16 protein-coding genes are annotated in these 21,944 nt (G+C 59.8%); 1 reads left to right on the forward strand and 15 read right to left on the reverse strand.

Going from position 1 to position 21,944, the window contains the following annotated elements:
• Positions 1–471 precede the first annotated feature (471 nt).
• The 13 genes from DXD24_RS06770 to DXD24_RS06830 all read right to left on the reverse strand — a co-directional run bounded on the left by DXD24_RS06770 (position 472) and on the right by DXD24_RS06830 (position 15,520).
• A complete protein-coding gene (locus DXD24_RS06770; RefSeq protein WP_117646427.1) occupies positions 472–1,902 on the reverse strand; it encodes a 6-phospho-beta-glucosidase in 1,431 nt (476 codons plus the stop codon).
• A 344-nt stretch (positions 1,903–2,246) separates the two neighbouring features.
• The gene (locus DXD24_RS06775; RefSeq protein ID WP_117646428.1) at positions 2,247–2,891 is read right to left on the reverse strand and encodes a DUF4867 family protein; all 645 of its coding nucleotides are present in this window, start codon (positions 2,889–2,891) and stop codon (positions 2,247–2,249) included.
• A 123-nt stretch (positions 2,892–3,014) separates the two neighbouring features.
• Entirely contained in the window at positions 3,015–3,995 is a 981-nt protein-coding gene (locus DXD24_RS06780; RefSeq protein WP_117646429.1) for an alpha/beta hydrolase, read from the reverse strand.
• A gap of 105 nt (positions 3,996–4,100) precedes the next feature.
• A complete protein-coding gene (locus tag DXD24_RS06785) occupies positions 4,101–5,471 on the reverse strand; it encodes a PTS transporter subunit EIIC (protein ID WP_158550168.1) in 1,371 nt (456 codons plus the stop codon).
• Positions 5,472–5,539: 68 nt separating this feature from the next.
• Entirely contained in the window at positions 5,540–6,379 is an 840-nt protein-coding gene (locus DXD24_RS06790) for a PRD domain-containing protein (protein WP_117646431.1), read from the reverse strand.
• Positions 6,380–6,580: 201 nt separating this feature from the next.
• Entirely contained in the window at positions 6,581–7,069 is a 489-nt protein-coding gene (locus DXD24_RS06795) for an S-ribosylhomocysteine lyase (RefSeq protein WP_117583665.1), read from the reverse strand.
• A gap of 169 nt (positions 7,070–7,238) precedes the next feature.
• Positions 7,239–8,729 carry a glycerol kinase GlpK gene (locus DXD24_RS06800; RefSeq protein WP_117646432.1) on the reverse strand — a complete coding sequence of 497 codons (1,491 nt, stop codon included), beginning with the start codon at positions 8,727–8,729 and terminating at the stop codon, positions 7,239–7,241.
• Positions 8,730–8,903: 174 nt separating this feature from the next.
• The gene (locus DXD24_RS06805; protein ID WP_117646433.1) at positions 8,904–9,842 is read right to left on the reverse strand and encodes a transketolase family protein; all 939 of its coding nucleotides are present in this window, start codon (positions 9,840–9,842) and stop codon (positions 8,904–8,906) included.
• Positions 9,835–10,671 (reverse strand): transketolase, encoded by an 837-nt coding sequence (locus DXD24_RS06810; RefSeq protein WP_197736868.1) that lies wholly within the window; start codon positions 10,669–10,671, stop codon positions 9,835–9,837. The genes DXD24_RS06805 and DXD24_RS06810 overlap by 8 nt, the downstream gene beginning before the upstream one ends.
• 2 nt (positions 10,672–10,673) lie before the next feature.
• Positions 10,674–12,074 (reverse strand): L-fucose/L-arabinose isomerase family protein, encoded by a 1,401-nt coding sequence (locus DXD24_RS06815; protein ID WP_117646434.1) that lies wholly within the window; start codon positions 12,072–12,074, stop codon positions 10,674–10,676.
• A 257-nt stretch (positions 12,075–12,331) separates the two neighbouring features.
• Positions 12,332–13,342: a LacI family DNA-binding transcriptional regulator gene (locus tag DXD24_RS06820; protein WP_117646435.1), complete on the reverse strand. Its 1,011-nt coding sequence runs from the start codon at positions 13,340–13,342 to the stop codon at positions 12,332–12,334.
• Between the two features lie 203 nt (positions 13,343–13,545).
• Positions 13,546–14,520: a nucleoside hydrolase gene (locus tag DXD24_RS06825; RefSeq protein WP_117646436.1), complete on the reverse strand. Its 975-nt coding sequence runs from the start codon at positions 14,518–14,520 to the stop codon at positions 13,546–13,548.
• 4 nt (positions 14,521–14,524) lie between these two features.
• Complete coding sequence (locus tag DXD24_RS06830; RefSeq protein WP_117646437.1) at positions 14,525–15,520, reverse strand: ribokinase; 996 nt, start codon at positions 15,518–15,520, stop codon at positions 14,525–14,527.
• A 185-nt stretch (positions 15,521–15,705) separates the two neighbouring features.
• Here DXD24_RS06830 and DXD24_RS06835 point away from each other — a divergent pair, with 185 nt between their 5' ends.
• A complete protein-coding gene (locus DXD24_RS06835; RefSeq protein ID WP_117646438.1) occupies positions 15,706–17,949 on the forward strand; it encodes an acyltransferase family protein in 2,244 nt (747 codons plus the stop codon).
• Positions 17,950–18,491: 542 nt separating this feature from the next.
• On the opposite strand, the gene DXD24_RS06840 is transcribed toward DXD24_RS06835, so the two are convergent.
• Positions 18,492–19,688: an Nramp family divalent metal transporter gene (locus DXD24_RS06840; RefSeq protein WP_006235731.1), complete on the reverse strand. Its 1,197-nt coding sequence runs from the start codon at positions 19,686–19,688 to the stop codon at positions 18,492–18,494.
• A gap of 74 nt (positions 19,689–19,762) precedes the next feature.
• On the reverse strand, positions 19,763–21,607 hold the full coding sequence (locus DXD24_RS06845; RefSeq protein ID WP_117646439.1) for a magnesium transporter: 1,845 nt from the start codon (positions 21,605–21,607) through the stop codon (positions 19,763–19,765).
• Positions 21,608–21,944 lie beyond the last annotated feature (337 nt).

Raw genomic sequence — 21,944 nt, forward strand, 5'->3', positions numbered from 1 at the left:
CCCCCCCCGCACTCAAATGTCTGTAAAACTATTTTAATAAAGAATCAGTCCCAATATCGAAGCCGTGCTCGAAATGCCGCATATTTGGCCCCAGCAGTCCACGCGTGCAGCGTTTTTGAGCCGTCTGGCCCAGAAAGAGCACGACGTAGACTGCCGGCTCGGCAAGGAGTGTCCCCGACGACTAGTCGTTTAAGAACGTCCCCGATGACTACTGCCATCCCGCTTTCACTTCTTTTGCAAGCTTTAACTTCTTTTGCTTTCTTTCACTTCTTTTAACAAGGCGCCCGGCGGGCATAAGTTGCTCGCCGGGCGCCTTGGTTAGAACGTTATAAAGCATGACTTTCGAAATGCGACGGTCAGGTCTACCTCCTAAGGGCCTGAGGTGCTCAAGATTGGGAGCGACAAGCCCGACGAAGCGTACTTTAGGTACGCGAGGAGGGTTGGAGCCCCAAGGTTGAGTGCCTCAGGCCCTTAGGCCAGGTCTTCGCCGTTGGAGGCGATTACCTTCTTATACCAATCAAAGCTCTTCTTCTTGGAGCGCTTGAGGGTGCCGTTGCCCGCGTCGTCGCGGTCGACGTAGATAAAGCCGTAGCGCTTGGACATCTGGCCGGTGCCGGCAGAGACGAGGTCGATCGGGCCCCAGGTGGTGTAGCCCAAAAGGTCCACGCCGTCCTCGGTCACCGCGTCGCGCATGGCAGCGATGTGCTGGCGCAGGTAGTCGATACGGTAGTCGTCGTTGATGGAGCCATCCTCCTCGACAACATCCTTGGCGCCCAGACCGTTCTCAACCACAAACAGCGGCTTCTGATAGCGGTCGTACAGGTCGTTGAGCGTGATGCGGAAGCCCAGCGGATCGATAGCCCAGCCCCACTGGCTCTCCTGCAGATAGGGGTTCTTGGCGCCGGCGAAAGCGTTGCCCTGAGTGCGCTCGATATCGGGGTTGTCGGCACCGGCAGAGCAGCGGGTGCTGTAGTAGCTAAAGCTGATGAAGTCGACGGTGTTGGCGGCCAGGATCTCGCGATCCTCATCGGTCATCCCGACGTCAATGCCCAGGCGCTCGAGCTTCTTGAGCGCATAGGCCGGGTAGTAGCCGCGGCTCTGGACGTCGACAAAAAAGTAGTTGCTCTGGTTATCGAGCTGCGCCTGGCGCACGTCGCCCGGACGGCAGCTGTAGGGGTAGTAGCTACCCGCGGCGAGCATGCAGCCGATCTTGACCTCGGGGTCGATCTCGTGGGCAATTTTGGTTGCCCAAGCGCTGGCGACGAGCTCGTTGTGGGCGGCCAGGTACTCGACGGCCTCTTTGTTCTCGCCCTCCTCAAAGACCAGACCGGCACCCATAAACGGCAGGTGCAGAATCATATTGATCTCGTTGAAGGTGAGCCAGTACTTCACCAGGCCCTTGTAGCGGGTGAAGATCGTGGTCGCGAGGTTCTTGTAGAAGTCGATGAGCTTGCGATTGCGCCAGCCGCCATACTCCTTGATGAGGTGAATCGGGCAGTCGAAGTGCGTAATGGTCACGAGCGGCGCGATGCCGTGCGCCTGACACTCGCGGAATACGTCCTCGTAAAAGGCCAAGCCGGCCTCGTTGGGCTCGGTCTCGTCGCCGTTGGGGAAAATGCGGGTCCACGCCAGGCTCATGCGGAAGGTCTTAAAGCCCATCTCGGCAAAGAGGGCGATATCCTCCTTGTAATGGTGATAGAAATCGATGCCGGTCTGCGCGGGATAGTAATAGCCGTCCTCGAAGTCGAGCATCTTGCGCTGGCCGGAGACCACCGCATAACGCTCGGGGCCGTGCGGCGCCACGTCCACGTTGGCCAGGCCGCGGCCATCCACGTCGTAAGCGCCCTCGCACTGGTTGGCAGCCGTCGCGCCGCCCCACAGGAAGTCTTTACGGAAAGCCATGCATCAATCCTTTCACACGCTGTTTGTCGTGGTTTCAGTATCCCCGTAAGCAGCGCGCTACTCAACGGCAACGACGCAGGCCGACACTTCTTTTCGCACACGGCGGCCCGGCAGCCGCCCCTGCCTGACACTTTCTGATACCGCCGCCCCAAACCACCACAAAGGGGACAGGCACCTTTGTGGTGGTTGGGGACGGTTTGTCTCGATCTGTAACAGGTAGGCAGCCAAAACCGGGCTTGGTGTTACAGATCGAGATTTTCGGGCAGCCCCCCGCAGTTTGTCTAAATCTGTAACAGGTAGAGACGATTTAGCCCGCTAGATGTTACAAATCGAGACGGAAGATGCTAGTCACAGGCGATGTCGAGGTTCTTGCCGACGAGGCCCACGTAGCCGCCTTCGGCTGCCTTGGGGCTGTCGGCGTGGCAGAGGACCCACTTGTCGGCCTTCCAGTAGCAGTAGCTGTCGCCGACCGCGGGCATGTCGGCTGCGGCCTCGGGGCGCGGACCATTGGTGCCGGCGGGCAACGCAACCATTACCTGGAAGCCGCCGTCGTCGACCATGCACGGCGTGTAGTGGAGCGTGGTGTTGAAGACTTCGACGACCGTACCCGCCGGCACGCGGAACGCCTTGACGCACGCGGTGTCGAGCTTGCCGTCCTCGATCTCCCAGCGATGCGCCACGAGCAGGATAAAGTCGCGAGCGCCCAGGTTAAACTCGCTGGCGCGGTGATACTCCAGGCAGTTGAGGCGTGTGTTGTGCCCGTTGCACCAGCCGAGCTGGAAGGAGCGGCCGCCGTACATGAGAAAGCCCAGCTTATCGGCATCCTTGACGCCCTCGAGCTCCGGCGCGCTTGCTACGTACTTGCTGCCCTCGGGGATGGGCGTGGCAGAGAGCGCCTCGATGAGCGGAGCGGTCAGGTTGGACGGAACGTCGTTCCACACGCAGCCATAGGATTTGAACTCGGGATCTGATACAGAGTAGATATGCATGTTCGCTCCTGTTCGTTTATGTGACAGTATGAACATTCTAGAACATCATTCATCCACGACCACGATCAATACCGAAAACATTGCATGACGAAATCACCCGCTCAAAAAGCGACATGCAGCTTCCTAGTCGAGATAATCTTTAAGAAACTCAATAACGCTCATACACCAGTAGTCGGTCTCCGGCGCATGGGGCTTCATCAATGCGTGCCCCCCTTCTGAATACATGACTCCCTCATGGTGTACTCCAGCTGCATCCAGAGCATCGACCATCTTTTCATAATTGTCGGGCGATACAATATCATCGTCAGCGCATTGCCAAAGATATGTCGGAGGATACTGCTCCCACACATGCTGATTAATACAGAAATCATCGAGCGAGTCGCGACCAGCCCCGCCGCACACCGAATCAAGAAATCTATTGTCTGATGCGTTCTCAAAGCCACGAAGATCAATCGGTGCATAACACAGGACCAAGGCTTTGGGTGCCTCGCATCCGTAGGACGCAAATCCCTTGTTGTCCGTCCCCCACTCGGCAGTTAAATGCGCACCAGCAGAAAAGCCGATAACTGCATAACTTTTTGCGACATTAAATTTCGCTGAATTCTCGAAGACAAAACGGACAGCTCGATTTAAATCGTCGATTGGACGCGGCATCAAAGGCTCGACCCTCAACCTGTATGACAGCACGAACACGTTATAGCCCGCATCGTTGAGCTCGGGGGCAACGGGAAAGCCTTCCATTTGATGACAAACGCTCTGATAACCTCCGCCCGAAACCGCAATGATAAAGGGAGCCCCGGGTCTCCCGGGAAAGAAGAACAGTTTCGTGTTGCGTCGAGTCGGATCACGGATGCAGTCGGCTTCATCCCATATATCGTAGGCAACTTGCCTCCCGTCATCCACGAGCTCGACAATCCGATTCAATCCACGCAAAACGCGAGTAGTTTCATATGGATTAGCATCAGAATTCAAATGAGACACGATGGGTTTATTCCACATGCGCTCCCAAGTTGAAGGCCGGCAAAGCATAAGGTGCTCGCCAAAGCCAGCGAACTCAGGAAGGAGCGCGATTTCGCCAAACGTCATATCGGCTGTAATTGTCATAGCTAGTCACTCCAAAAATGAGGGTGGGCTCGCGTGAATCAACGGCAAGCCCACCACATGCAATCTGCCGCGGGGTTTTCGGCAGCTTACATCCCAAATAATTGTCTACTCCACTACTGCCTCTTCATCAGGGCGATACAGGATGTAAACGAGAACGAAGTTAAGAATTAAACCGACGACATTGCAAAGAATTGCGCCGATGAGGCTGCTCATATCACCAGAAGGATCCATATAACCGGGGAAGCTAAAAATGCCGCTCGACGTCATAACGAACGTACAGGTGTTGAAAATCGCCGGGATAACAGCACTGATTGCTCCGGCGACCATGGAAGCGATAATGATCTTCTTGTGCTCCAAGATGATGCCGTACAGCGCCGGTTCCGTAATCCCGAAAAAGCCCGTAATGGCACAGCTGAACCCAAGACTCTTTTCACTCGGGTCCTTCGAGCGGAGGGCAAACGCCAAACAAGCGCCGACAACACCCATGCTGCAGCAGAGAAGTCCAAGGATAGGATCGGAGCCGACGGTCATAATATTGTTGATGGAAAGCACGATCAGGGCCCAATGGAGTCCAAGGGGGATCATAACGAGACCGAATATCGGCCCGAGAATAACGCCGCAAAGGACGGGGCTGAACTGATAGACCGCCAGCACTGCAGTCGCAAGCAAAGAGCTCGCCTGCTGAATAACGGGGCCGATCACAAGGAGCGAGACGGGGGCGGCAACAGCAACCGTCAGGAACGGGACGAGCGCAAATGCCACAACATCGGGAAGAACCGCCCGCAGCCACTTATTAAGAACGGATGCGAACCAAGCCGCCACGATAGCAGGAAACACCGTGGAGGAATAGCTCACCATTGTGAACTTCATGCCGAGCAAATCCAGCGCATCGCCCGCTCCGGCCGCAGCAACGAAAGTCGGATAAATCAGGATTGCACCGAGTACCGCACCGATATATCGATCGGTTCCAAAGAACTGAGCAGCAGATGATCCGACAAGAACGGGCAGAAAATACATGCAGGCATTTCCCATGCCGTACAGCAGAGTGTATATTCCGCTCTCGGCGGAAACAGCACCCGCCGTCGTCAGAATACTAAGGACGGCGTTTATCATTCCGCATGCGATCAAGGCAGGAAGAACGGGCATCATGATGCCGCTGATGAGCTTCATTAGCTTTCCCAGAAAGCCCTTAGTCTCTCCTTCGCTTGCCTCGGAATCTCCGGCATCAATCCCGGTTTCCTTGGCAACGACTTCATAGACCTTATCGACCTTAGGTCCCACAATCACCTGATATTGCCCCGCGGAATGGCGAATGTCGATCACGCCATCAATCGCCTTGACTTTTGCATCGTCTACGATGCTTTCGTCCTTAAGGTTGAACCTTAAACGAGTCATGCAGTGAGCTACAAATGTAACGTTGTCTGCGCCGCCCACCATCTCGAGAATCTCGGCAGCGAGCTTGGTTGTATCTGCCATAAATACCATTTCTCCCATGTTGAGTTTTATATGTAACCATCAGCAAAGCGCGCGGCTTTGCCAACTAATTACCTTGTTTTCGATGCAATTCGATTGATGTGCATCATGAGGTAGAGTCTTTCTTCGTCTATAAGTTCCCGCCCCGTCAGTCGGCTGAGAACAGAAGCAATATCATCGGCGCACATTGATGCCACCGGATATTCTTTTTTGAGCGAGAGGTACATCTTGCGGTTGTCGCTCACGATGCTTTCGCCAGAGTTCAACCTATTGAATAAGTACTGAAGATGGGTTGCGAACCTTGCGTAATCGAAACCTTCCCGATCAACTTGAATGCCAAGCCGATTTTCAACAGCAACGGTTGACTCCTCCAGAACACGATCGTAGATATCCGCGCTAAACTCTTTAACTACTTCGCATGAGTCCGAATCGGCCATGTTATTGATAAACGCCATGGCAATTCCAACTGCCTCATGAGCTGGAAGCCTAACGTTAAGACGTTTCCTGATTATCTTAAGTGCATACTCGCCGATTCTAAATTCGACGGGATATTGTTGGCGGACATCAAACGATAAAGGCATGCGGACAACAATATTTTGCTCTTTGCGCTTAACCGCATACGCGATATGGTCCGCAAGGATAAACGGCAAATTAGGGCTCACCTCATAAGACAGCAAACCTGTCGACATATCAATAACATCCGAGGTAAGCTCAAGAAGCTCGTCGGGGACCTCGTCAACGAGAGCGATGTAGCGAGAGCTAACGTTATAAAACGTTCGTTGAATCTCCGAAAGAGGGACCTCGTCTCCGACATTCTTAAACCCCAGACCACGGCCGAATGCAACCAACTGTCTGCCATTTCCATCGACGCAGAGGACAGCGCTGGTATTAATTCGTTTAACAATTTCCATGTGTCCCCCCCCTAAACAGAACAAGGCTCCCGAAGCAGAATCCGACAATCAATGTCGACAGATGCTGCTTCAGGAGCCTTGCCTGAATATCACTCTAAGAACTAGTTTAAGCGAGCTAGTGCTAATGACCTCGAATAAACACTTCTAAACAGTTAAACGGTCGATATCTCCGTGTGAACGGTTTGGAGGCAGAGGGCGGCCCTATGCCTGCTGATAGTGCAGGTGCTTCTCGTCGATATCGGCCAGGTCGCGGTCGAGATAACGACGCGCAAGCCAGTTGGCCATGGGGAGGTTCTGGTCCAGGTAGTTACCGCACTCCTCGGGAGCGGCACCGGGAACATCGCCCTCAAAGCCCGCGACAAACTCGAACAGCTCGCGCACGAGCGGCAAGATTTCCTCGCTCGTCAGCTCACCAAAAACAACCAGGTAAAAGCCCGTGCGGCAGCCCATGGGACCAAAGTAGACAATGCGGCTCGACCACTCGGCATGATTGCGAAGGAACGTGGCACCCAGGTGCTCGATGGTGTGGCACTCGGCCGTGTTCATGACCGGCTCCTTATTGGGCGTGGTCAGGCGCAGGTCAAAGGTGGTGACGGCGGCGCCGGTCGCCGGATCGCGGTCGATGCGGCTCACATACACGCCGGGCTCGAGCAGCAGATGGTCAACGGAAAAACTCGCGATACGCTCCATGGCAGTTCCTCTCGGTAGTTAAATTGGGACGGGGCTCTTTTAGCTGGTTCGAATGGTCGCACCAATCATACCAGTCAAAAAAGCCCCGCCCCAAATGAGCTGCCTAGGACGGGGATCAATGAGTTTTTTATCCCCGTCCCAGAAAAATCCTTGGGCGCCGCGCAGCCGCCTAGGCAGTGTATGCAATTGTGGCGTCGACAGCATGGCGCCAGCCGGCGATCTTTTTGGCTCGCTCGTCGGCAGGCATGGCAGGCTCCACGATGCCGCGGGCGCCGTAGACGTCAACGACATCGCGCGTGTACATGCCCAGCGCAATGCCGCAGGCCCAAGCCGCACCCAGGCCGCTCATCTCGTCGTTGCTCGCAATGCGGATGGGCGAGCCGACCAGGTCGCTCTCAAACTGCATCAGGTACGCGTCGCGCGTGGGACCGCCGTCAACACGAAGCTCGGCCAGTGCCGCGCCCGAATCCTCGACCATCGCATCGATCACGTCGAAGATCTGATAGGCGATCGACTCGTCGGCGGCCTTTACGAACTCCGCACGGCCCGTGGTGCGCGTCATGCCAAAGACGCAGCCCTCGGCATCGCTCGCCCAGTGCGGCGCGCCCAGGCCAGTGAACGCCGGCACAAAGTAGACGCGGCTCGCCGGATTGGCGGCGTAGCACAGGTCGGTGACTTCCTCGGGATTGTTGATGAGCTCCAGGTCGTCGCGCAGCCACGTCTTGACGGCGCCGGCGTAGCTCACGTTGCCCTCGAGCACATACTCGGTCACACCGTCCATACGCCACGCAAGCGAGCTCGAAAGCCCGTGCGAGCTGGCGACGAACTCGTCGCCGACGTTCATCATGACCGAGCTGCCGGTGCCATAGGTCGCCTTGGCCATGCCGCGGCTATGGCAGCCCTGGGCAAACAAGGCGGCATGGCTGTCGCCGAGCACGCCGTGAATGGGCACGGGCGCCGGCAAAAAGCCGCCCAGGTTCGTCATGCCGAACAGGCCATCGGAATCGGTCACCTGCGGCAGGCAGGCTGCATCGACGCCAAAGGCCTCGCACACCGGCTCGCTCCAGCAGCCACGGCGCAGGTCAAAGAGCTGCGTGCGGCTGGCATTGGACCAGTCGCAGCGAAACTCCGCGCCGCCCGTGAGCGTCCAGACCACCCAGGCATCGATGGTGCCCAGGCACAGCTCGCCCGCCGCAGCGGCCTCGGCAGCCGCGGGAACGTTCGCGAGGATCCAGGCCATCTTGCCCGCCGGGTAGTAGGGCGAGAGCACCAGACCCGTCGTGTCGCGCACCAGCTCGGCCACGCCTTCGCGCGCAGCAAGCTCGTCGCACAGCTCGCGGGCGCGGGCGCACTGCCACACCACGGCGTCGCACAGCGGCTCGCCCGTCGTGCGCTTCCAGGCAACGGTAGTCTCGCGCTGGCTGGAGATGCCGATGCCGGCGACGTCGGCCGGATCGACCCCGGTCTCCTCCACCACGGCGCGCGCCACGGCCAGCACGTTGGCGGCGATCTCGGCTGGATCATGGCTCACCCAGCCGGCCTCGTTGACAATCTGGCGATGCGAGCGATCGGCACGATGAATCAAATGGCCGCCCTCGTCCACCAGCAGCGCCTTGGTGCCCTGCGTGGACTGATCGATCCCGATGATGTATTTACTCATGTACTCTCCTGTCTCCCCCGCCGATTCAAAAACTAAAACCCGACGGACAAGGAGCGAGCGGCCACCAAGTGCCGCAGATTGCCGTGAAAGAGGAGCGCCGCGTACTTTGCGTACGCAAGCGACGGTTTGAACGGCAAGGTGCGGTGCTTGGCGGCCGCGCAGCGTCTGTGTCTACTAGTTGCCGAGGAACTCGGCGACGGTCTTGGCAATGCCTTCGCCGGTGAGGCCGTAGTGCGCAAAGACCTCGGGGCTCGTGCCGGTGATGACCGGCGCATCGGGCAGGCTCAGGCACTTGACCGGACGCGGGCAGTGCTCACCTACGACCTGCGCGACCATGGAACCCAGGCCACCGAAGGGACTGTGCTCCTCGACGGTCACGACGGCGCGCGTGGCACCGGCGGCCTCGATCACGGCCTCGGCGTCGAGCGGCTTGACGCAGTACATATCGAGCACCGTTGCCGAGATACCCTGCTCGGCCAGCAGATCGGCGGCGTCCACGGCATGGCGGACCATCTCGCCGGTGGCGACGATCGTCACATCGGTGCCGCGACGCACCCAGGTGGCGCGATCCATCTGGAACGGGCACTCGTCCTCGGTGTACACGTCCTCCACCGGGTTGCGGCCCACGCGGATGTAGGCCGGCTTGTTGTCGGCGACCAGGGCACGCACGAGCTCGGCGGTCTGGAATCGATCGCTCGGCAGATACACGCGCATGTTGGGAATCGCGCTCATGGCGGCGATATCCTGTGCGGAGTGATGGCTCATGCCCAAGGCGCCATAGGACACGCCGCCCGAGATGCCGATGAGCTTGACGTTGGTGTTGGAGTACGAAACGTCGACCTTGCACTGCTCATACGAGCGCGTGGTCACAAAGGACGCCGGCGAGGCGGCCCAGGCCTTCTTGCCGCACGAGGCCATACCGGCGGCGATGCTCACCAGGTCCTGCTCGGCGATGCCGACCTCGACGGACTGCTGGGGATACTGATCGAAGAACGGCGTGAGCGATGCGGAGCCGCGGGAGTCGGAGCACAGGACGACGATGTCTTTATCGGTTGCGGCGGCCTCGAGCAGCGTGTCGCAGATAGCCTTGCGGTTGGCGATCTTGTTAGCCATTGATAGCCTCCTTATGGGCAGCGAAATCGGCGATGATCTGGGCATATTCCTCATCGTTGGGCAGGTGATGATGCCAGGCGGCCTTGTCCTCCATAACCGGCGAGCCGTAGCCCTTCACCGTGTTGAGGATGATGACCGTGGGCTTACCCTTGGTCTCGGCGGCCAGCGTCAGCGCGGCGTCGATGGCCTGGACGTCGTTGCCCGGAATGGACAGCACGTTCCAACCGAAGGCGGCCCAGCGCTCCTCCTGCGAATCCTGCTTCATGACGTCCTCGGTGCTGCCGCTGATCTGCAGGCGGTTGCGGTCCACGAGCGCGCACAGGTTATCGAGCTGGTAGTTGCCGCCGCTCATGGCGCCCTCCCAGACCGAGCCCTCGGCAAGCTCGCCGTCGCCCATGATGGTGTAGACGCGGTAGTCGCGGCCATCCATCTTGCCGGCAAGCGCCATCCCGACGGCCACGGGCAGGCCATGACCCAGCGAGCCCGAGTTCATCTCGATGCCCTTGAGCTTGTTGTTGGGGTGGCCGATGTAGGGGCTGCCGAACTTAGAGAAGCGGGCCTTGACGTCGTCGAGGTCCAGATAGCCCTCGTGGCAGAGCACCGCGTAGTAGGCCTCCATGGCGTGGCCCTTGGAGAGTACGAAGCGATCGCGGTTGGGATCGTCGACGGTCTCGGGAGAAATGTTGAGGTGGTTGGCATAGAGGGTCATCAGCGCATCGATGACCGACATGTCGCCGCCGATGTGCCCGCCAGCGCCAGCCATGATGATATCGACGCAATCGCGGCGAAGGTCCCAACGCAGGGATTCAAGCTCTTCGATAGTTGCCATTTCTACTCTCCTCGCAGGTAAGCTTTGACGTCTTCTTCGATGGGGTCGTACAGGTCGGGGACAATGCCGATGTACTTGCACGCCTCGTAGAGCACCGGCACCACGTTGGCGTGAATGGCGACGCAGTGGTGGATGTAGGGACCCTCGACGATCTTGGCCTCGAGGCGCTTGAGGTTGTCGACCTCGACCCACAGGTAGGTGCCCATGCCGGCCGGGCCGTCGATGCCGCGGGCGTTACCCAGCAGCAGCGAGTACTCGCCGTTGTCGCCGTCAAAGCGGGCAAGGGTGAGGTCGCCGTGCTTGGCCTCGGCCGTCAGCGCGCCGGGGTGATCGAAAGCCAGCGGGTAAGTGAGCTTGGGCTTGACGGCCGCGCAGCTGCAGGGCCAGGGGCCGCAGTGCTGCAGCAGCTCGCCGTTCTCGTTATCGGGATGACGCACGGTCCAGTCGGCGAACATGCCGCGGTGACGGCCCAGGTCGGCGGCCTCGACCATCAGCGCGGTGATAGCGCCATGGATGTCGGTCTCGCAGACGATGGGGATGCCCATCTCGTTGAGGATTGCGTTGGCGGCGCAGGGCATAATGCCCAACTCGTCCTGCAGGGCGTTCCAGCACTGGATGGCGCCGGCGTTGCAGCCGTACTTCTCGACCAAGCGCTTCATGGCAATGGCGAGTCCTGCGACCGCAGGAACCTTGTCCTCGGGGATGCAGATCTCAAAGCTGTCACCAATGTGGGCGAGCATGGCTGCCATGGCCTGCTCGTCAGCCTGGGCGTCGCGCACGGCCTGGACAAGCTCGGTCATGGGGATGGGCGAAAGCTGGATGTTGAACTTCTCGAGCAGCTCGCCCTCGTTGCACATGGTCGACCAGAAATCGAACGGACGGGTGGCCATCTGCAGGATGCGGGTGTGCTTGAAGGTCTTTACCACGTTGCACACGGCCAAAAAGTCCCAGACGCCGCGCTCGAACTCGGGATCGGTCAGACGGCAGTTGGTCATGTAGGTGAAGGGAACCTGGAAGCGGCGCAGGACCTTGCCGGTGGCGAACAGGCCGCACTGGCTATCGCGCAGACGGGTGCCATCGGGCTCGGGGCGCTCGTCGCGCGGACCCCACAGCAGCACGGGCAGGCCGAGCTCGCGGGCAAGGCGGGCACAAACGTACTCGGTACCAAAATTGGCGTGGCACAGCATGATGCCGTCGACGCCCTCGGCGCGGAACTTCTCGACGATAGGCGCGATATGGCTGTCGTCGAACAGCAGGCCCTCGTCGTTGATGTCGTCGATATCCACAATCTCGACGCCGATCTCGCGCAGGCGATCAGCCGTCAGACCGCGATACTTGATCGCGTCCGGCGCGCTAAAGATACTGCGGCGCGTGGGCACAAAGCCGAGCTTGATCTTGTCCATGTACGTCCTCCCCTAGTCACATGTTCAGTAAACAGACGCATGTTTCGTTTTGTTCTGTTTACTAAATATTTTACTCTTTTGTTTAAAAGTTTAGCGCGAAAGTCTCGTAAACGGTAGAGAAATCAGCCTAAACGGTATGTAAACAATCTGAACATACAAGGGCAACAAAAAGAGGGCCCCGAAGGACCCTCTTTTGAATAGCGCTATGTTTACTGCCCTAGCGAGCTTTGGCACGCTGCAGGCGATGCCGTCTCTGCCTAGATTTCGCGCACGCTCTGGCGCTCGACAAAATAGGTCGACACGGCCGTTTTGCAGGTGTAGCTCTTGGGATTGCGGATGTTGCCCACCAGGCGGCGCACCGCGATCTCGCCCACCTCGTGCTTGGGAACGTGAACCGTGGTGAGCGGCGGGTTGGAGAAAGCGCCCAACGATAGGTCGTCAAAGCCGATGATCGAGACATCCTCGGGCACGCGAATGCCGTGCTCGTTGAGCGCGCGCATGGCACCCACGGCGAGCACGTCGTTCTCGGCAAAGAAAGCCGTCGGCAGGTCGTCGCGTGAGACGCTGTCGAGCCATGCACCCATATCGCGATAGGCACCTTCGAGCGTGGTGCCCAGCGTGACGCGCCATGCCGGGTTTGCCTCGAGGTCCGCATCCTCAAGCGCCTGGCGATAGCCGCGCTCGCGATCCTTAAAGTTGCGGATGCGAAGGTCGCCTGCCAGATAGCCGATTTGCTTGTGGCCTTTCTCGATAAGGTAGTCCACGGCACGCAGCACCGAATCGGTGTTGGCAATGACCACGGCATCAAAGTATTGACGATCGCTCCAGCCATCGAGCACAATCAGGTGGGCGGCAGCGTTGGCGAACAGGGCGTAATCTTCCTCACCCAGCTCGGTGCCCATCAGCACGATGGCGGCAGACGGGTCGGCGATCAGGCCCTCGACCTGCGGACGCACGGCGTCTAGGTCGCTAAAGTCGAGCGAGACAAAGCTCGTGCTCATGCCGTGGCGACGCGCCTGGCGCTCCACGCCCTCGATGACCGCGGGGTGGAAGGTGCTCTCGTCCAGGATGGCGCCCGTCTTGCGCGCGAGCACAAACTGGATGCTCTCGAGCTGCGTCGACTGCTGATAGCCGAGCGACTGCGCGCACTCCAGGATGACTTTGGCGGTCTCCTCGCTCACGCTGCGCTTGCGGTTGAGCGCGTTGGACACGGTCGCAGGCGAAAAACCGGTGATGCGGCTGATCTCGCGAACACTTGCTTTGGCCATTGTTCCCCCTAGCAACGGCCGCTGTCGAGCATCGTGGCCTGACCGCCCCGTGACTCGACAACTAAACGACCGCAAATTCAATCTAAACAGAATAGTAAATGTTTAATAGATAGTTTAGCCTGTTGTCAAGCGAAGCGACGCGACTATTCCCCCAACGGGCGTATTTACTCGGTAGCTAATCTGGAACGGGGCACAGAAACCGTTTAGCCAAGGATGCGAGCCATGCGTGCCTTAAACTCCACGAGGAAACGTGGGGCGTCCACGGTGAGCGCCACGAGCGCGCTCTTATCCGGATCGGACAGACGGTGCTCGTCACAGATAGTGCGGCCGCGGTACTCGCCCAGCAGGTCGACACGAAGATTGCAGCCGAGCGCACCCACGAGCGTGGGATCAATCGCCACGGCAACCGCCAGCGGATCGTGCAGCGCGCAGCCGCCCAGGTAGGGCGCGTTCATTTCGTACGAACCGATATAGTGCTCGACCATGCTCGCAAACGCGCAGCCAGCCATAGTGCCCGAGCCCGTCCAGCCGGCAACGTCGCGACGCGTGAGCACCACGCGGTGCGTCACATCCAGGCCCACCATGGTGAGCTTGCGGCCCGAGCGCAACACGGCGTCGGCAGCCTCGGGGTCGCCCGCCATGTTGGCCTCGGCGCCCGCGCTCACGTTGCCGGGCACGGTAAGCGCACCGCCCATCACGACCACGCGGCCGATGGACATCATCGCCGCCGCATCGCGCTCCAGGGCAAGCGCCAGATTGGTGAGCGGGCCGGTCGCAACGTAGACCAGATCGGGACCATAGGTACGCGCGGCATCAATCAGGTAATCGACCGCCGCATTGCCATCGGCCGACGTCGCGCCCACTGGCTCGTACGGCGAGGCGGGCACGCTTGCGCCGCCAATACCGTTCTTGCCGTGGATAAGCGTGGTGGACGCCGGCGGCGTGTAGGGTTCGGTCGCCTTCATGGGACGATCGGCGCCCAGGTACACCGGCACCTCGGGACGACCCAACAGGTCGAGCACCGCCAGGCAGTTGTGCGCCGACTGCTCGACGCGCACGTTACCAAAGCACGTGGTGATGCCGACGAGCTCCACCTCGGGGCTCGCGATGGCATAGGCGAGCGCCATCGCATCGTCCACACCCATATCCAGATCAAGGATCAGCTTCTTGGTTGCCATTGTTCTACTCCGCTTCTCCGTCTACATCCAAACCGTCTAAACCAAACTTGTGCTCGACTTCCGCACGCGTGGGAATTGATTGCTGAGCGCCCAAGCGCGACACCGTCACCGCCGAGGCGCGAGCGCCCGCCGCCATGCACTCAAAGAGCGGCAGGCCCTCCAGACGAGCTGCAGCAAGCGCGCCAATAAATGTATCGCCCGCGGCCGTCGTATCGACCACCACGCTCGAAAGCGCCGGCATGCGCAGCAGCTCACCGCCATCGCCGATCGTAACCGAGCCGGCGCCGCCCAGCGTGATGACCGCAGCTCCGGCACCCTTGGCGAGCAGGGCATTGAGCGCCGCGACGCAGCTCGCATCATCCGCGGGCAAGATGCCCGTCAGCACCTGGCACTCAGTCTCGTTGGGGCAGACCAGGTCGACCGCAGGCCACGCTCCTGTCGGCAGGTCGCAGGCGGGTGCCGGGTTAAAGATCGTATAGAATCCCAGCTCGTGAGCGCAAGAGAGCGCCGCGGCCGTTGCCGCAAGGTCACATTCGCCCTGGGCGATAAAGACGCTTCCGGCAGCCGGGGCAATCTCGCTGGCGTCGCTGTCGAGCTCGTCGGCCACCAGATAGCGCAACGCACAGGCCACATCATCGCCTGTAAGCGCATGGTTGGCACCCGGCGACAGCACGATGCGGTTGTCGCTCTCACAGCGAATGATAGTCGCGGTACCGGTCTCCACGTCGTCGCGCCGCGCCACAAACTCAACGCCCACGCCGGCATCCTGAAGCCCCGCCACGAGCACATCGCCAAAGGTATCGCGCCCAACAGCGCCAATCATGCACGTGTGCGCACCCATGCGCGCGGCGGCGACGGCCTGGTTGGCACCCTTACCGCCGGCATTGGTAATAAAACCGCTGCCACCGACTGTCTCGCCCGCGCGCGGCATGCGCTCGCACGCCACCGAAAGGTCCATGTTCATGCTGCCGAACACCGCAACGATGCTGTGATCCGCCATGGAAACCTCCTCGTCTGCAGGCCTTACGCCCACCGTCGGCGTCGATCGTGCGCTCTCGCACCTCTATAACTTTAGTTCACTTTGATGTGAACGCACCCTTGAGGTTGCGCCAGCAGCAAGCATTCACAGGAGCAGGTAGCTACAATGAATATGTGCCGATTATTCTCGTCATTGGATGATGTTTTATGGAACAATTCCCACAATTGAGCCCACGCGGCCCGCGCCGCGCGCCCGATAACCAGGCGCCGCACGAACGCACGCACGCCGAGCGCCGCACCGGCGAGTCGCGACGTGGCCCGAGCCCGCATCGAACGCCCACCAACAAGGGCGCCTATGCAGCCAAGACCAACACCGGCGCCACACGCTCGTCCGCTACCGACCAGCAGGCGACCGCTCGCCCCAAATCTCGCTACATCCCTGCCCTCGACGGCCTGCGCACGCTTGCCGTCGTCGCGGTGGTGCTCTATCACCTCAACCTCACGTGGGCTCAGGGCGGCCTGCTTGGCGTCACGATCTTCTTTGTGCTTTCGGGCTATCTGATCACGCGCTTGCTGCTCAACGAAGTCGCTAAGACCGGCCGCATCGACCTTAAGAGCTTCTGGATTCGCCGCATCCGTCGCCTGGTCCCCGCCGTGGTGACCGTTGTGGTTGTAACCTGTGCGCTGTGCACCGTCTTCAACCACGTGATGCTCACCAAGATGCGTCCCGACATTCTGCCGTCGCTGCTGTTCTTTAACAACTGGTGGCAGATTATGCAGGACGTTTCGTACTTCAACGCCCTGGGCGACCCCTCGCCGCTTACGCACTTTTGGTCGCTCGCCATCGAGGAACAATTCTACCTGGTTTGGCCACCGCTGCTGTTTGCCATGGTGTCCATGCATGTGAGCAAACCCAACACGCGCCGTATGGTCCTGGGACTCGCAGCGGTATCCGCCCTTGCCATGATGGTGCTCTACAACCCTGCCGCCGACCCCAGCCGCGTGTACTACGGCACCGACACCCGCGTCTTCTCGCTGCTGCTGGGCGCCTGGATGGCCTTTATCCCCGATCGCGACCTGGCGCCGGTGCGTCTCGCTCATCGTTTGGGGCTCAATCGCCTGGCTGGCGCCGCCAAGCACGGCAAGAACGCCGAGGGCAAGCCTGGCGAGAAGGCCGACAACGCAGCCGAGACCGTCCCGGCACAGCCGAGCGCCCTCGTGCGCTTTTGGTCCTCGCCCGCATCCATCGATGTGTTGGGCGTCGTGGGTCTGGTTGGCCTTGCCGCCATGGTCGCGCTCACCAACGGCTACACCGCGTTCCAGTATCGCGGCGGCACGCTGCTATGCTCCATCCTCACGCTCATGGTCATCGCGGCCTGCGTGCAGCCCCAGGGAATGGTTGCCCGCGCACTGTCCGCCGAGCCGCTCGTGTGGGTTGGCAAGCGCTCGTACAGCATCTACCTGTGGCACTATCCGCTACTGTTGCTCATGAACCCGGTCGCCAACATCAACGATACGCCGTGGTGGCAGTACATTTTGCAGGTGTTGTTGGTGGTCGCCGTAGCCGAATGTTCATATCGCTTTATCGAGACGCCGTTTAGAAAGGGCGCCTTTGGGCGCACCGTATCCGAGTTCCGCGACGGCACCACCGCGCCCGCCAACTGGGTGCGCGCGCACGTCCCTGTCTGCGCAGCCTGCGCTGTCGTGTTGGTCGTTGCACTGGGCGGCCTGATCTTTGTGCCGGAGACCTCCGCACTGAGCGGTGAGGGCGCCGAAGTCCTCAACAAGGAAGCCAAAAACACCGCGCCCACAGACCAACAGGCGGCCGACGACACCGACAAGGACAACGACGGCTTCCCCGATGGCTCCTACGACCTGTTGATGATCGGTGACTCCGTGTCGCTGCGCGCCGTTGATTCCTTTGACGGCGTGTTCCCGCACAGCCATATCGATGCCGAAAAGGGCCGCCAGTTTGATGCGGGCCGCGCGACATTTGAGGGCTATCTCCAACAGAACCTTGCCGGCAAGATCGTGGTCTTTGCACTGGGCACCAACGGCTTGGTAACCGACGACCAGATCGACGCCATCATGACCGATGCAGGAGATAAGCGTATTGTGGTGTTTGTGAACACGCGCAGCCCGCAGCCGTGGGTTGGCTCTACCAACCAGGCCATCGCCAACGCTGCTACGCACTACAAGAACGTGCGCGTTATCGACTGGTACGGATACAGTGCCAATCGCAACGACCTGTTCGATGGCGATGGCACGCACCTGTCGACCACTGGCGTGACTGAGTACCTCAACTTGATCCACGATGCGGTCAAGAAAGACCTGCCCGTGCACCCCGAGGACCACGTCAACGATCCGCAGCCGGCAGCCGTCAAATCCGCCGCCGACGCACTCGTCAATGCGCTCGCTCTCAAGCCGCACAAGCTGGGCACCGACAAGTAACCTGCAGCGCAAACTTCCCACATCCGGAGGGGTGCGCCACGGCAGGCACCCCCTCCGACAGTTAGGGACGTTCCTTATGTGCCGGCACCCAGGGACACTCCTGACACAGCCGAGGAACGCCCTCCTTGCGACCAAATTCTGGGCGCCTCGCCACCCCGAACGTTGTTTCCAAGCCCACACCCGCAGCAAACAACCCAAAATCACTCTTTTCGAGCCGGCTCCAAGGGGTCGTGGACAAAAAGGGGCAAATATGAGTACTGTTACCATTTTAGTAGCAGGCAAAACCACCCAAAATGACGTCCGAGCGACCCCTACAACCCCCTAAAGCAGCCAACCTGACTGGTTTAAGACATATTGGAGCCAATTTTAATGAACATACTATCGGCTATGTCCATTATCTTCTTGGATGTAAATGCTATTCACTTAGCAACAGTACTCATATTTGGCATTTTTTGTCCACTGCCATATAACTAATGCCCTATAGCGGGCAAAAAACAGGCCGCAGTCCATCGCTGCGGCCTGTTCGGAAGCAAAAGTGGGCGTTAAGCGCTGTAGCCCATCGCCTGCAGGACAAACATGACGACCGTGAGCACCGTAATCACGCCGATAGTCGCCCACGTGAGCACGTTCCATACGCGGCCGTTGCGGTTGGCGCCCATAATGTGACGGTCGGCGGCGATAACCACCTGGAACACCAGAACCACGGGCAGTAGCACGCCATTGATGACCTGCGAGGTCATCATAATCTGGAACAGATCGACGCCGGGCATAAGCACCAGCACGGCAGAGATACCGATGATGGCCGTAATGATGCCGCGATAGACCGGGGCCTCGTCCCAGCTGCGGTCGGCACCGCGCTCCCAGCCAAATGCCTCGCAGATAGCGCTCGACGTAACGCCCGGCAGCACGCAGGCAGCCAAGAAACTCGCCGCGACCAGGCCCGAGGCAAACAGTACCGTAGACCACTGACCCGCAATAGGCTCCAGCGCGCGGGCAGCATCGGCAGCATCGCTAATCTGAATACCCGCCGGGAACAACACCGTGCCGGTCGTGATGATAATAAAGCCGGCAATAACATCGGCGGCAAGCGAGCCGCTCACGGTATCAATACGCTGCAGCACGATGTCGTCCTCGCCCGCGTTCTTATCGACCACGTTGTTCTGCGCCAAGAAAATCATCCACGGCGCGATGGTGGTACCGATCGTTGCGACCACGAGCGACACGTAGCTGGGGTCATTTTGAATGTTAGGCACGACCAGGTCGACCGCGACCTCACCCCAGTTGGGGCCAGCCATAAACGCGGCGACGATGTAGGTCACGAACACGCAGCTCACCAGCAGCAGAATCTTCTCGATGCGCTGGAAACTCCCCGACATGGTAAGCATCCACACCAGCAGCGCCACCAACGGCACCGAGATGCTCGCCGGCACGCCAAAGAGGGCAAGGCCGCTCGCAATACCCGCAAACTCCGAAATGGTCACAGCCGTGTTGGCGATCAACAGCGCCGCCATAGCAAGTACACTCTTGCGCACGCCAAAGCGCTCGCGAATGAGCGATGCCAGGCCCTTGCCCGTGACGCAGCCGCAGCGCGCCGCGGTCTCCTGCGTCACGATGAGCAGCACAGTCATGACAGGAAGCATCCACAGCATCTTGTAGCCATAGCTGGCGCCCGCGCTGGAATACGTTGCAATGCCGCCGGCGTCATTGCCCGAAAGCGCCGCCAGCAGACCGGGACCCATAGCGCCAAAGATGGCCGCGATGGTCAACTTTTGCTTGGTGCCCGACTTTTGCTTGGTATTTTGCACGCGACCACCTAACCCATGACTGATATGGCGAGCAGCACCGCGGCGATGCAATACGCCACACACGAAATCATGACGGCAATGACGTTCATGGCGGTGCCCGACGTGTTGAGGTCATGCTCGTCACGCCAGAACAGCACCATCAGGTAAATCACGGCGCTCATGTTGCCAACCAGGCAAATAATGGCAGCGATATTAAAGCACCCGGTAAAGAGCTGCTCCTCAAACATGGGCGCATCGAGGAACGCAGCGGTGCGCACCAGCTGGGCGCACAGGTAGGTCACGAGTGACAGAATCAGGCCCATGCCCGTGCTCTGGAAGAAGAACCCCAGATACGGCTTGGGCTCGTCGTCGTGACCGTCATACTCCAGGAAGTAGTTCTTGACGAACGACACCATGCGCGAGGCCGCCAGCAGCACGAGCGGCATGGCGCACATGGGGAACACCACCAGATGCGCGGAGCCGAGCGCCGTCCCCAGCACGGTCGCCATGATGCACGACGCGATGCCCCATACAACAACCCAGTACTGGCGATGCACGAACCAGCTGAGCACGTTCGTCGAGTCGTCCGACGCGCTGTCGCCCGAGCCGACACCGGCGATCTGCAGGTCCTCCTGATGCTCCTCGGCGATAACGTCCATGGCGTCGTCGAAGGTTACGATACCCAGGATATGACGGTTCTCGTCGCAGACGGGGATAGCGACCAGGTCATACTTGGTCATCTCGTCCGTCACGTCTTCCTGGTCCTCGTCGGGCGACACATAGACCAGGTCGCGATAGGCCAGCTGACCCAGCGTGGCGTCGCGGTCGGCTACGATCAGCGTGCGCAGCGAAAGCACGCCGGTCAGCATGCCGCTCGGATCCTCGGTATAGACGTAGTAGACGCTCTCGAAGTCCTCGTCGAGCTCGCGAATCGCCTCGATGGCGTCACCGACCGTTGCCGTGGCGGGCAGGGAGACAAACTCCGAGGTCATGATGCGGCCGGCGGTGTTGTCCTCATACCCCAGCAGGTTACGAATCGCTTTCTCTTCCTTGACGCCCATCAGGCGCAGGAGCTTCTCGGCCTTCTCGTAATCGAGCTCGTCGATCAGATCGGCGGCGTCGTCCGGGTCCATCATGGCCAGCATCGACGATGCGTCGGTGTCGGACAGGCCCTCGAGCATCTCGGTCATAAGCTCGTCGTCATCGAACTCCGAGATGGCCTCGGCGGCCTGGGCGGTATCGAGCTGCGCAAACACCTGCGCACGTAGGCGCGGGTCGAGCTGCTCGATAATGTCGGCGATGTCGGCAGGGTGCAGCTCGCCGAGCGTCTTGTGCGACACCGAGAGTTGAATGTTCTTGGTCGAGCGGTCGAGCAGGTCCATGTAGGACCAGGCGATGATGTCCTCACTGAGCGGCTTGCCCAGGTGCTTCATAAAGCCTTCGACGATATGCTCGAGCGCGGGGCTGATGGCGCGTAGCAGACCGCGGGCACCGACCTCGGCGCCCAGCAGGCGCAGCTGGTTTTCGCCCGACATGGAAAACTTGATGTCGTTTACGCGCACGACCTTCATGCCCTGCGTGTCGACAATCTGCTTGTTGAGCACGTCGCGGGCAAGCAAGAGTTCGGTCGGTTGCAGGTACGAAAAACGGATTTCGGTGGCCGACGTCTTAAGGTGTACACCCGTCTCGTCGATACGGTCGACCCATTTGCGCCAGCTGATCATAAACGGCGTCTTGCCGGGGCCGCGGAACGCGAGCGACGTCACGTGCGGAAAAACTTCGCCGGTTGCAATGCCAAAATCGTTGACCACGCCGAGCTTTTCGCCGTCGACGTCCAAGACTGGCAATTTGAGCATCTCACTCAGATAATTCAATGGTGCTCCCCATCATTATTCCTCCGGACGCGGCCGCGCGTGCGGCGTCCGGGGGCTTCTGGATATGTATACGCATGCGCGGGCGGCACGCCGCTCGACGCTTACACCCCGTGCATGCGCAAAAAGCACCTGCATGGGGTCATCGACTGTATGGTCGAGGTTTGGATTTCACCTGTAACCTTTCTCTTGACCCTCATTAACCGCAGTAACTATAGCATCAGCATCGCCCTGCGGCATCGAATTTATGCGCTGCACATTGCAGGCATACCAAACGCTGACGCATCCGTGACATAGTCATTGGGTGTTCCTATAGTTTTGTCAACCGTCGGGGCTACTC

The organism is Collinsella sp. TF12-2AT (assembly GCF_003436735.1).
Lineage (GTDB): Bacteria > Actinomycetota > Coriobacteriia > Coriobacteriales > Coriobacteriaceae > Collinsella.

Coding starts and splice junctions, on each gene's coding strand:
- DXD24_RS06805 (WP_117646433.1), bottom strand. CDS start 9,842: ATGGCTAACAAGATCGCCAACCGCAAGGCTATCTGCGACACGCTGCTC.
- DXD24_RS06825 (WP_117646436.1), bottom strand. CDS start 14,520: ATGGCAACCAAGAAGCTGATCCTTGATCTGGATATGGGTGTGGACGAT.
- DXD24_RS06780 (WP_117646429.1), bottom strand. CDS start 3,995: ATGACAATTACAGCCGATATGACGTTTGGCGAAATCGCGCTCCTTCCT.
- DXD24_RS06840 (WP_006235731.1), bottom strand. CDS start 19,688: ATGGGTCCCGGTCTGCTGGCGGCGCTTTCGGGCAATGACGCCGGCGGC.
- DXD24_RS06790 (WP_117646431.1), bottom strand. CDS start 6,379: ATGGAAATTGTTAAACGAATTAATACCAGCGCTGTCCTCTGCGTCGAT.
- DXD24_RS06810 (WP_197736868.1), bottom strand. CDS start 10,671: ATGGCAACTATCGAAGAGCTTGAATCCCTGCGTTGGGACCTTCGCCGC.
- DXD24_RS06795 (WP_117583665.1), bottom strand. CDS start 7,069: ATGGAGCGTATCGCGAGTTTTTCCGTTGACCATCTGCTGCTCGAGCCC.
- DXD24_RS06830 (WP_117646437.1), bottom strand. CDS start 15,520: ATGGCGGATCACAGCATCGTTGCGGTGTTCGGCAGCATGAACATGGAC.
- DXD24_RS06785 (WP_158550168.1), bottom strand. CDS start 5,471: ATGGCAGATACAACCAAGCTCGCTGCCGAGATTCTCGAGATGGTGGGC.
- DXD24_RS06835 (WP_117646438.1), top strand. CDS start 15,706: ATGGAACAATTCCCACAATTGAGCCCACGCGGCCCGCGCCGCGCGCCC.
- DXD24_RS06815 (WP_117646434.1), bottom strand. CDS start 12,074: ATGGACAAGATCAAGCTCGGCTTTGTGCCCACGCGCCGCAGTATCTTT.
- DXD24_RS06775 (WP_117646428.1), bottom strand. CDS start 2,891: ATGCATATCTACTCTGTATCAGATCCCGAGTTCAAATCCTATGGCTGC.
- DXD24_RS06800 (WP_117646432.1), bottom strand. CDS start 8,729: ATGAGTAAATACATCATCGGGATCGATCAGTCCACGCAGGGCACCAAG.
- DXD24_RS06770 (WP_117646427.1), bottom strand. CDS start 1,902: ATGGCTTTCCGTAAAGACTTCCTGTGGGGCGGCGCGACGGCTGCCAAC.
- DXD24_RS06820 (WP_117646435.1), bottom strand. CDS start 13,342: ATGGCCAAAGCAAGTGTTCGCGAGATCAGCCGCATCACCGGTTTTTCG.